The organism is Pontibacter silvestris (assembly GCF_020907275.1).
In the GTDB taxonomy this organism is placed as follows: domain Bacteria; phylum Bacteroidota; class Bacteroidia; order Cytophagales; family Hymenobacteraceae; genus Pontibacter; species Pontibacter silvestris.
The window spans coordinates 147794-159095 of sequence record NZ_JAJJWI010000008.1; the positions used below are offsets into that span (position 1 = coordinate 147794).

Here is an 11302-nt window from a genome sequence, read left to right on the forward strand (position 1 = left end):
TTCAATTAGGTAGTTCTTAATTCCTCATCCCGAACCTGTACTTTAAACCTAAAGCAGGACTTGCAACATTTAATACGCTGCCATCATCTCTGTAGCTGTTGACTCCAATGTAGTATATCCCTCTGAAATCAAAAGAAAGGGCTAAAGGAATTTTACCTATGCCTAACTCCACGCCTGCTATATAACCAATGCCGCCTCGTAAATTTATATCTCCGTCCTCTTGCATCTTTCCTATCAAGGTGCTGGAATATTGATTCAATATCAGCATACCACCTCCAACCCCATAGTATAACAAAAGATTTCTTGATTTGAATACACTGCTGTGCCGTTCATACATTAAGGAAAGCTGATAAGCTTGCTTATCGAGTATAACCTTGGAGAGCCCCAATTCCAAAGCACTGCTGCCGCTTATGAAGTACTTTGCAGCGAGCCCAAGGTCAAACTCTCCTACAGGGTTAAATCCTCTACCTCCTACTGCTAACTTGTACGGTGCCCCTGTTTTCAACTCTCTCTGCTCCTTCATTTAAATCTCCAGGTATTTTTATCCAACCATTAGGAGGCTGAAAGGAACTGCTGTTTCCATAAATTACTCCTACTTCCATGACTGTATTTGGACTATAAATAGTACATTTTTCCTGATATGCATAAATGTATTTTCCACCTGACCCATCATTAAGATCAGGAGTATGAAAACCCAAATCATCTTTTGCTTCGATAGGAGGCGAACAGTTAGTTGGCCAACTATTAAACCCACCAACTGAATAACTTTTTACAACTATGTTTTTTACAGAAACACTTCTACCCATCATTGAACTGTTCACCCATGCACTTTGACCTGAATCTGAACCTTGCACTTTATTTGGATCACGTGTAAAGCATAAGTAAATATATTGCCCCCCTGCACCTTTATTAAGGTCTACAGGTATCTTATAGTATCCAGGTAAATCACTAGTGTTTATAGTAGAAGAGCTGCCTTTTCTGATCTTTAAATCCATACTAACATTGTCAATGTTAGTATAGAAGCCAGCTGGATGACTAACACATCCTATCCCTACCGAACTAACAAATTTAGAAGTTGGAGCTGGTGGAGTGCCGCCTCCGCCTCCCGTGCCTGGATCAATTGGAGCAATCACCATTGCGGTCACATCTTCACTGTTGGTCGCATCATACTTTGGGCGTGTAGGTCTTTCGGCTCCTTCGTAGCCTGTTACCTGCACTTCCTTGCTTACATACTGGCCTGTTTTGTCAGTTTTATACTTCTCGTCTTTGTCTTCCTTGTCCTTTGCATCTTTTACAGCTTGTGTCTGTTCAGCAGTCAGTGTTTCTGTTTCGGGAGCCACGGCATCCTTAGCTTTATCGCAGCCAAAGAACAGCAGGTTTGTGGAGAGGAAGAGGAGCAGGAAAAGCCTTAGCCATGTTGCTCTAAAATGTGGGGGGGGGTAAAAGTTTGTTTTTCATACTGCTTAAAATTTAAATGTTTAAATGTATAGCAATATAGACAGCTTTAAATCTATAAAAAAGGGAACTTTATGGGCTTAGGTAACATGGCATACACTATACTTACTGACCTAAAAGCACCTTCAGCAGGTCCTGAAGCACTTTTTAATGTTTAAACAACTACGTTTTGTAACATAGGTTGTAAAATAAATTAGCCATGGGTAACATGCCCATGGCTAATTCTCAAAACCAGATATTTTTAACCCAGAACTCCCCAACTAGCCTTTGTAATAAAACTCCCCGTGAGGGCTCTTCAACGTCAGCTCGTTTGCTTTACTGTCTTTTACGCGGCCAATAACCTGCGCTTCTACACCAAAGGCTTGGGAAATAGCAATCAGATCATCGGCATACTGCTCCGGCAGGTAAATCTCCAAGCGGTGGCCCATGTTAAACACTTTATACATCTCTTTCCAATCGGTGTGGCTCTGCTCCTGGATAATACGGAACAGCGGTGGTACCGGGAACAGGTTATCCTTAACAATGTGCACCTTATCTGTAAAGTGAAGCACTTTTGTTTGAGCACCTCCACTGCAATGTACCATGCCGTGTATGTGCTGCTGATGCGCTTTCAAAATTTCCTTTACAATGGGAGCATATGTTCGTGTTGGAGATAACACCAGTTTTCCTACTTCCAGCCCTGTCTCCTCATTCACATCTGTCAGTTTGTAGTTGCCAGCGTACACCAAATCGGCAGGCAGTTCCGGATTATAACTTTCCGGGTAAGATGCAGAAAGATATTTGTGGAAAACGTCGTGCCGGGCAGAGGTAAGGCCATTACTGCCCATGCCGCCGTTATACTCAGTTTCATACTTTGCCTGGCCGTAAGAAGAAAAGCCTACAATTACATCGCCGGGCTGTATATTATGGTTCGAGATTACCTCATCGCGGCGCATACGGGCCGTTACGGTACTATCTACAATGATAGTACGCACCAGGTCGCCAACATCAGCTGTTTCGCCCCCTGTGCTGTAAATGCCAATTCCATTATCGCGAAGCATCTGCAGTACTTCTTCAGTACCATTAATTATAGCTGCAATAACCTCACCTGGTATAAGATTTTTATTTCTGCCTATGGTAGAAGATAGCAGTATATTGTCTGTGGCACCCACACAAAGCAAGTCGTCGGTGTTCATTACAACAGCGTCCTGCGCTATACCTTTCCAGATGTTCAGGTCGCCGGTTTCCTTCCAGTACATATAAGCCAGTGATGATTTTGTACCAGCTCCGTCGGCATGCATAATGGCACAGTACTCTGAGTCACCTGTCAGAATATCAGGGATAATTTTGCAGAAAGCTTTTGGGAAAAGGCCTTTATCTATGTTTTTGATGGCATTGTGGACGTCTTCTTTCGAAGCCGACACACCTCGGCGTAAGTATCTGTCTTCCATAAATCAGGATGGTTTCCTCACAAATTTAAGAAAGGGCACGGTATAATCAGCAGAGAAAAGTATAAAATCAGCTGTGAAGCTTTTTTGCTCTCAGCTTTTTTAACAGTATAGAAGTAAGTCGGAGACTCTTATATTACTTAGCGCATTAGCTTCGGATTGGATTCATCATAGAAAATAACTTTAACCATGTAAATATTACTTTTGGCAAAAGCTTCTGTATAGTTTGGTATCTAAAGGGAGTTTTGTTATTCACCTACCGTTTGCCGGCCAATTATTTATAAACATAGAAAAGCCATTTTACAATGCTGTAAAATGGCTTTTCTTGTGTTCTAATATTCTTTTACGGACAGCTAATTATTTTTTATTAGCTTCATGCTTAATTCCATCCGCCGCCCAATGCCCGGTAAATATTAACCATGGCATTCATCTGCTGCATTTTGGTTTCAATCAGTTCAAACCTCGATTCCAGCGCATCTCGTTGGGTCATCAGTACTTCCATGTAATCTGCCCTGGCTGATGTGAAAAGGTCGTTTGAAATATCAATCGACTGGGTCAGCGCCTGCACCTGCTTTGATTTTAAATCGTAGCTTTTTTCCAGGTTATTGATTTTGGCTAACTGATTAGCCACCTCAAAATAAGCATTTAAGATGGTACGTTCGTAATTGTAAACAGCCTGTAGTTGCTTGGCGTTAGCACTACTATAGGTCGCCTTTATCGCGTTTCTGTTAACCAGCGGAGCCACTAGATCTCCAGCCAATGAAAACAACATCGACTCAGGGGACTTTAGCAGGTAGGATGGATTGAACGCCTGGTATCCAATAGCTGCGGAAATGCCTACAGAGGGATAAAACTGTGCTTTTGCCACCTTTACATCCAGCTTTGATGCTGCCAATTCCAGTTCTGCCTGCTTGATATCAGGCCGGTTGGCTAACAACTGCGACGGCAACCCGGCATGGATGGCAGCAGGTACTAAAGTGCCAAAAGACTCATCGTTCCTTGGAATCGGCTGTGGGTATCGCCCCAGCAGGAAGTTAATCCTGTTCTCAGTTTCTGTAATCCGCTGCTGAATGTCGTATTGAAGGCTTTTCGTGCTAAATACCTGTGCCTCGAACCTGCGGACTGCGAGTTCGGTAACTCTCGTAGCCTCTTTCTGCAGTTTTACAATTCGCAGGGCATTGCTTTGTATCTCGATGTTCTGATTTACAATAGCCAGTTGATTATCGAGTGCCAGCAATTCAAAGTAAGAGTTAGCAATTTCGGCAATCAGGTTTGTAACCATAAAGTTTCTCCCTTCAACGCTAGAAAGGTACCTGCTTACGGCCGCTTTTTTGGCATTGTGCAGCTTATTCCAAATATCGACCTCCCAGGTAGCATAGGCCCCTACCAAAAAATCTGGTAGCGGATCAGGCATTTCTTTTTCCGGTTTAATGTCGGTGGTAGCCTCCATAGCTCCTATGTTGGTGTATCGCGGCACCTTGTCAAGGCCAGTAGCACCTTGTAGTCCGACAAACGGCAGGTATTCCCCTTTTCTAATCCTTACCTCGTTACTTGAAATCGCAATTTCCTGCAATGTAATGTTCAGCTCCTGGTTGTTCTGCAGTGCCGTATCAATCAGAGCAGTCAAGTACGGGTCGGTAAAATATTCCTTCCACTTCAGGGTTGCTGTGTTGGTAGTATCTTGCGAGTTATTATAACTCGCAGGTACTGCCGTGTTTGCTGTTCTTTCTACTACAGATGGAGTTATACAAGCCGTAAAGGTCAACGACAGGCAGGCTACTCCTAAGCATCTATATATTATTTTTTTAAGCATGGTGGACATAATCTTCGGTTAAAGGAGTTTCATCTTCATCTTTAATCATGTGACGGCCATCTGCCAAGTGGGCGAATATATAATACAATCCAGGGACGATAACGACACCGAAGATCGTTCCAAATAACATACCACCAAGAGCAGACGCACCAATCGTCTGATTACCAATGGCTCCTGCACCAGTTGCAATAATCAATGGTATCAAACCGGCTATAAAGGCGAACGAGGTCATCAGGATGGGACGGAAACGCACCTTCGCACCTTCAATAGCGGCATCAAATATAGAAGCTCCTTCCTGGCGCTTCTGAACGGCAAACTCTACGATCAACACGGCATTTTTACCTAACAGACCGATCAGCATGATCAGTCCTATCTGAGCATAGATGTTATTCTCCAGCCCCATCAGTTTCAGCAACATAAACGAACCGAATACACCAACTGGCAGAGAGAACACTACCGCCAACGGGATAATAAAGCTCTCGTACTGGGCTGCCAATACAAAGTACACGAACATCAACACAATAAGAAACACATAAAGCGCCTCGTTCCCCCTACTCGCTTCGTCATATGAAAGGCCTTCCCAGGCAATGTCGTAGCCTTGTGGCAATGTCTGACTGGCTACTTCCCGTACGGCCTGAATGGCATCTGCAGTGGTATATCCCTTAGCCGGAAGCCCCTGGATAGCTGCCGAATTATACATATTGAAACGGGTGATTTCGTTAGGGCCCTGACCTTTTTTAAGCTTCATAAACGATGAGTAAGGCACCATCTCACCCTGATCGTTTTTAACAAAAAGCTTTAGAAGATCGGATGGAAGCCTTCTGAATTTGGGGTCAGATTGCACGTAAACCTTGAAAAACTGGCCAAACTTGATAAAGCCTTGTTCATAGGTACTACCAATCAAGATATTGAGGTTTTCCATCGCATTATCGATAGAAACTCCTTTTTGCATAGCCAGGCTGTTGTCAATCTCTAATTCGTATTGCGGATAATTGGCCGCGAAAAAGGTAAACAGACCCGTAAGCTCTTTACGTTTGCGCAAATTATCCAAGAACTCCTGATTTACTTTATCAAACTCATGGTAGTCGGTATCTGTATTTTTATCCAGCAAACGCATCGAAAAACCTCCTGAAGAACCAAAGCCCGGGATTGCCGGCGGTTCAAAGAACTCGACAACAGCGCCAAGGCCTTTCGATTCCTCCTCTAACTCTTCCATGATTTCTTTCACGGTATGCTCGCGCTCAGACCAAGCTTTCAAGTTGATAAGACAAGTACCGGCATTGGAGCCACGTCCTTCAGTCATAATCTCGTAGCCTGCCAGAGAAGATACTGATTCTACACCTTCAATCTCCTCACATATCTTCTGAAGCTTCTGGGATACCTGGTTGGTTTTCTCGAGGGTAGAACCCGGAGGTGTCTGGATAATGGCATATATAGTACCCTGGTCTTCGTTAGGTATAAAGCCGGCTGGCAGCACCTGATTTTCGTAGAATATACCGGCACCAAACGCTAATAATATTCCGAAAGTAAGCCATCTTCTGCTCACAATTGACCTTAGCAAGCCTACATATCTTCCGGTAAGTTTATCAAACCCACGGTTAAAGCTATCAAGCGATTTTGTCAGCAGGTTTTTCTTCTTTGGTTTTCCATGATGGTTCTTTAACAACATGGCGCAAAGTACCGGGGTAAGTGTAAGGGCAATCAGGGCCGAAATTACGATGGAGCTGGCCATAGTAATGGAGAACTGTCGGTAAAAAGTACCTACGGGACCCGACATAAACGAGATAGGCAGGAATACTGATACCATGACAGCCGTTATGGCGATGATGGCACCACTGATTTCTCCAAGCACTTCCTGAACAGCTTTATAGGGCGACAAACGCGGCTTTTCCTCCATTTTGGCATGGACGGCCTCCACCACCACAATCGCATCATCCACCACAATACCAATGGCCAGCACAAGTGCAAACAGCGTAACCAGGTTAATGGAAAGCCCAAAGAACTGAATGACAAAAAATGCCCCCACCAACGACACCGGCACAGCCAGAATCGGTATGAGAGTAGAACGCCAATCACCCAGGAAAATAAAAACAACGATGGCAACAAGTATAAAGGCATCTCTAAGGGTATGAATCACCTGCTCTATGGAAGCATCCAGGAACTGAGAAACGTCATAGCTGATTTTATAGTCCATTCCCGGAGGAAAATATGGTCTCATTTCCTCTAGCTTGGCTTTTACCTCCTCAATTACATCGCTGGCGTTACTACCATAGTTCTGCTTTAACACGATAGCCGCTGAAGGATGACCATCCAGGTTAGAATAAATATCAAAGAATTCGCTGCCTAACTCAACGGTGGCTATGTCTTTCAAGTGTATGCTTTCACCTTCGGCATTGGCCCGGACAATTATATTTTCGTACTCTTCCGGTTCACTGTACCTCCCCTTATAGGTGAGTACATATTCCAGTGACTGAGCTGCTATACCAGAGCTTTGCCCTAACCTACCCGGCCGGCCTATTATACTCTGCTCCCCTAAAGCCTTCATCACTTCATCTACCGAGATATTGTAGGCTCGCATGCGGTCAGGGTTTAGCCAAATGCGCATCGCATATCTGCGACTACCGAGTATCTGTGCTCTGGCTACCCCTTTGGTCCGCTGTATTTCAGGGATCATCTTAACGGTAGCGTAGTTGAACAAGAACTTCTCATCCATACTTTCATTCTTGGAGTAGAGGTTGACGTACATCAACATACTCGGCTGAATAGGGGTAATCACAACACCTTCACGCTGCACCAGTTCAGGCAAGAGTGGCATTACCTGGTCCACTCTCGTTTTCACCCTAATAACCGCATCATTGGGGTCTGTACCTGGTTCGAAGATCACCCGAAGTGTAGCCTCACCGGCACTGGTTGCATCAGTTGCTATATATCGCATATCCTGGACACCATTGATAGCCTGTTCTAGTGTAATCAGCGTGGACTTAACCAACACATCGGCACTGGCTCCGGGATAAGCAATAAAAATGTTTACTGTGGTGGGGGCAATTTCGGGGAATTGAGAGATTGGCAACTTTTTAATAGCCAATGTCCCAACAAAAACAATCATGACCGATATTACAATCGCAAATACGGGCCTTTTTATAAACTTACTAAACATTTCTTCTGTTTTTTAGGATACCTGATTATTCTGCATACAAGTCTAACTGCGACATGACAGAATCAGGCTTCACGAACTTGTAGTGTATTTTTTCGTTTTCACGTACCAGGCGCAGGCCTTCCAACAGGAACTTGTCATTTTCAGACAGGCCATCCTGTACTACATAAATGTGCGGCATTTCAGCTGCTATGGTAATTTCCCTTGACCTCAGCACATCGTCTTTATCCACCACATAAACATACTTCTTGTCCAGTACTTCAAAGGTGGCCTTCTGCGGGATAAGCAGCACATCTTTCATAGGCACGCTCATGAGTATGTTACCTGTTTCGCCATGCCTTAGTAATCCTTTTGGATTAGGAAATGTGGCCCTGAACGCGATATTTCCTGTTTCGTTGTCGAAATCAGCTTCAATGGTTTCTACCACACCCGGATACTCAAACTGTTTATTGTTAGCCATTAAAAGGTTTACATTCATTTTGCTGTCTGTATGTGCCTTTGATTGGTATTCCAGGTATTCAGCTTCCGGAACGTTATAATAAACCCACATTTTACTGTTATCCGAAAGCTCTGTAAGCAGTTCTCCCTCATCTACAAGGCTTCCCAGCCTTACATGAAAGCGGTCGATGATGCCATCAAAAGGAGCTCTGATTTCGGTAAATTGCAGGTGAACCCGCGCTAAGGCTAACTCAGCTTTTGCCTTATCAAGTTTGGCTTTGTCCATAGCCAGTTCATTTGGCGCAACTATACTGCTATCTGCAAGCCTCTTGGTGTTTTGGTATTCTATCTGGGCGAAATTAGCTTCAGCTTGTGCTCTTTGTAGTTCAGCTTCGTAAAGCGTAGGCATAATCTGGAACAACAGCTGCCCTTTTTTTACAAACTGGCCTTCGTCTACAAAAATCTTCTGCAGATAGCCTCTTTCCTGGGCTCTTAGTTCAATATGACTTATTGATCTCACCTGGCTCACATAATCTTCCGTGATGGTAGTGTCCTTTCTTACTGGACTGGTGACTAAGAACTCGGTTTCTGTTTCCTTTTCTTCTTTCTTGGATTCACAGCCTGTATGGCACAACAAGGCGCACAAGCCCATGAGCATGAGGATTCTCTTCATGATAATTTTGATTTTTTAAACGATAAGGGTTTATTGAGAACTTCTTTAAAATGTATGTTACACGATAGATTAGTGCATCCAGCTAGCACAATGCTATTGGATACTGGATACTAAAAAATAATTGAGAGGATGGGTAGGCAATTTCAATGTTGTGTAGTTACCACTATATAATCACATACAATGAGTGAGTGGGCTGAACTACAACACCATGTAAGCGCATAGGTGAATTCTACCTCCGTAGTGCCACTTTATCAGGGTGTAAAGAAACTACGAAAGAAAAAATTAGCGCTTATACCGTCAGGTTCTATGTTGTCTGCCAACACCCGACTGCACAATTACATGATGACTATTGAATTGTTATACCTACTGAGGTTTTAAATCATATCCTGAAGACATGGAATATGAGATACCTTCTTTTTGATGAGGTGTAAGAAAAGTGCTTACAGAAAAGTAAGCTTGTTTTAATATATCGGAAGAAATATACGAGAGCAAGGGCGTAAAAGAGTGTAGTAAAGTAATTACTGCCCTCTAAAAGCTTTTTGAAAGAAATAGATTCATAATCTTTCTCCTCAATCTCCGCAACATCTGTTCTGTGGCTCTTTTTTTCTGTAGCAAATACAGCGGACTTGAGAGCCAAGCTCTGGCTATTTTGCATTATGCCAAAGCTGGCATGTCCAGACTTTTTAAGGATTTTTATTGAAGAATCGTGTATAACATCCTGAAATGTACGGGCATGCAGTTGCCCATACCCGCTTAACAGGAAGATACACAGTAATAGAAAAAATCTAATTAACAACTTCTTCATTTGGCCTCAAACTTACATAAAGTTGTTAATACAGGCAAGTAGTTAATCATTAAATATTTGTACCCAAACTAACAGAAACTAGGATTGTTCCTTTTTGAACAGTAAATAAAAGTTAAAACCAGCTTCTTGAATAACTTGTACTTTTATAATATGGTCAATAGTAAACTTATCTCAAACTAGTACTAAGAAACAAATACTCTCGCTGAAAGATAGTACTTCTTTGAGTATAACCGTCCAATATAGTAGTCAAGGGCAGCTGCATGAAGAAATAACTTATCTCGTCGTAAGTACCTATCTTCCACGAATCAGGATAAGCCTCACAAATTTAAACAAGGGTGTAGGATTGACTCAAAATAAAATAATTACTGAATCAATTCAGGGTTAAAGCAGTTACAGAAAGATACGGAGCGGCCTAAGGGATAACAGCGTTATGCTGTTATATGGCATCTGAAAAATCTGCGCTTGATGTTTTACTGACTTTCACCAAAGGGACCGATCTGATAGCTTTTGCTTTCGACATCGCGTCTACCCAGTTCACTTTTCTAAACCCTGCCTTTGAAAAACTTTGGAACAGGAGTCACAGAACAGTGATGAATGATCCGACTTCTTTATGGAAGAGTATTCACCAGGAAGATAGACTACATGTACAGCAAGTTTACCACGAGCTGCAGGAAGGGGTTCTTATCAATGATATAGAGTTCCGGATTATACTCCGCAACAAAAGCCAGCGGTGGGTTTGCCTGAGGCCCCGGATGACAGAAGAGGGGCTTATTATCGGCTATGCCCAGGATATCACTGCTCAGAAGGAGTACAATGATGTTCTGAAAAAGTACTCCAACAAGAAGAACGCTATTCTCAACATCCTCTCCCATGATCTGGCTGGGCCACTGGCCAATATCCAAGCCCTGTCTGCCATGCTGGGTGATAATATAAAAGATGATGCCGAACTCAAGCAAATGCAGCAGGTCATCAGTATCATTGAAAGGAGCAGCAAGCAAGGTATACAGCTCATTCAGGATTTTGTGAAGCAGGAGTTTCTGGAGTCCGCTAATGTGGAGTTAATTAAAAGAAGAGTGGACCTGGTCATTAAGCTAAAAGAAATGATGCAGGAGTACCGGGCAAGCCCATTAATAAACTTTCCATTTTGTTACTCCGATTGATACCCTTTTCTTGTATCTGGATGACAACAAATTCATGCAGGCGATCAATAACCTGCTGTCGAACGCAATAAAGTTTACTCCGGATGGCGGTGAAATTACCCTGGCGTTGGAAGAAAAGGAGGAAACGGTGTTATTTAAAATATCTGACACAGGCATCGGTATTCCAGAAAAGTATCATGCTACTTTGTTTGATAAATTCACCCGTGCCCGACGCCTTGGCATCAAAGATGAACCCTCCGTGGGATTGGGCATGTCCATTATCAAAACTATTGTGGAGTGGCATCAGGGCCAGATCTGGTTTGAAAGCCAGGAAGACAAAGGTACTACATCCTATATTGAGGTTCCTAAAGTTAAATAAAAGCAGTTGCACCCTATAT

The 11302-nt window shown here is 43.1% G+C and carries 8 protein-coding genes; 2 read left to right on the forward strand and 6 right to left on the reverse strand.

Annotated features, from left to right (window positions below):
- Positions 1-16: 16 nt before the first annotated feature.
- The 6 genes from LN995_RS09405 to LN995_RS09430 form a co-directional block, all read right to left on the reverse strand.
- Complete coding sequence (locus tag LN995_RS09405) at positions 17-523, reverse strand: hypothetical protein (RefSeq protein ID WP_229960648.1); 507 nt, start codon at positions 521-523, stop codon at positions 17-19.
- On the reverse strand, positions 465-1340 hold the full coding sequence (locus LN995_RS09410) for a hypothetical protein (RefSeq protein ID WP_229960650.1): 876 nt from the start codon (positions 1338-1340) through the stop codon (positions 465-467). The genes LN995_RS09405 and LN995_RS09410 overlap by 59 nt, the downstream gene beginning before the upstream one ends.
- 375 nt (positions 1341-1715) lie before the next feature.
- Entirely contained in the window at positions 1716-2885 is a 1170-nt protein-coding gene (locus LN995_RS09415; protein WP_229960652.1) for an AIR synthase related protein, read from the reverse strand.
- Positions 2886-3261: 376 nt separating this feature from the next.
- Positions 3262-4695, reverse strand: coding sequence for a TolC family protein (locus tag LN995_RS09420; RefSeq protein ID WP_229960655.1), 1434 nt, complete (start codon positions 4693-4695; stop codon positions 3262-3264).
- Positions 4688-7852 carry an efflux RND transporter permease subunit gene (locus tag LN995_RS09425; RefSeq protein WP_229960657.1) on the reverse strand — a complete coding sequence of 1055 codons (3165 nt, stop codon included), beginning with the start codon at positions 7850-7852 and terminating at the stop codon, positions 4688-4690. Before LN995_RS09425 ends, LN995_RS09420 begins: the two co-directional genes overlap by 8 nt.
- 25 nt (positions 7853-7877) lie before the next feature.
- Complete coding sequence (locus LN995_RS09430; RefSeq protein ID WP_229960659.1) at positions 7878-8960, reverse strand: efflux RND transporter periplasmic adaptor subunit; 1083 nt, start codon at positions 8958-8960, stop codon at positions 7878-7880.
- 1245 nt (positions 8961-10205) lie between these two features.
- On the opposite strand from LN995_RS09430, the gene LN995_RS09435 reads away from it, so the two are divergent.
- Both LN995_RS09435 and LN995_RS09440 read left to right on the forward strand, forming a co-directional pair.
- Positions 10206-10925, forward strand: coding sequence for a PAS domain-containing protein (locus tag LN995_RS09435; protein ID WP_229960661.1), 720 nt, complete (start codon positions 10206-10208; stop codon positions 10923-10925).
- Between the two features lie 10 nt (positions 10926-10935).
- Positions 10936-11283, forward strand: coding sequence for a sensor histidine kinase (locus tag LN995_RS09440; RefSeq protein ID WP_417629325.1), 348 nt, complete (start codon positions 10936-10938; stop codon positions 11281-11283).
- Positions 11284-11302 lie beyond the last annotated feature (19 nt).

Excerpts from the sequence above, each read along its gene's own strand:
- LN995_RS09415 (WP_229960652.1), bottom strand. The coding sequence starts at position 2,885 with ATGGAAGACAGATACTTACGCCGAGGTGTGTCGGCTTCGAAAGAAGAC.
- LN995_RS09425 (WP_229960657.1), bottom strand. The coding sequence starts at position 7,852 with ATGTTTAGTAAGTTTATAAAAAGGCCCGTATTTGCGATTGTAATATCG.
- LN995_RS09420 (WP_229960655.1), bottom strand. The coding sequence starts at position 4,695 with ATGCTTAAAAAAATAATATATAGATGCTTAGGAGTAGCCTGCCTGTCG.
- LN995_RS09435 (WP_229960661.1), top strand. The coding sequence starts at position 10,206 with ATGGCATCTGAAAAATCTGCGCTTGATGTTTTACTGACTTTCACCAAA.
- LN995_RS09430 (WP_229960659.1), bottom strand. The coding sequence starts at position 8,960 with ATGAAGAGAATCCTCATGCTCATGGGCTTGTGCGCCTTGTTGTGCCAT.
- LN995_RS09405 (WP_229960648.1), bottom strand. The coding sequence starts at position 523 with ATGAAGGAGCAGAGAGAGTTGAAAACAGGGGCACCGTACAAGTTAGCA.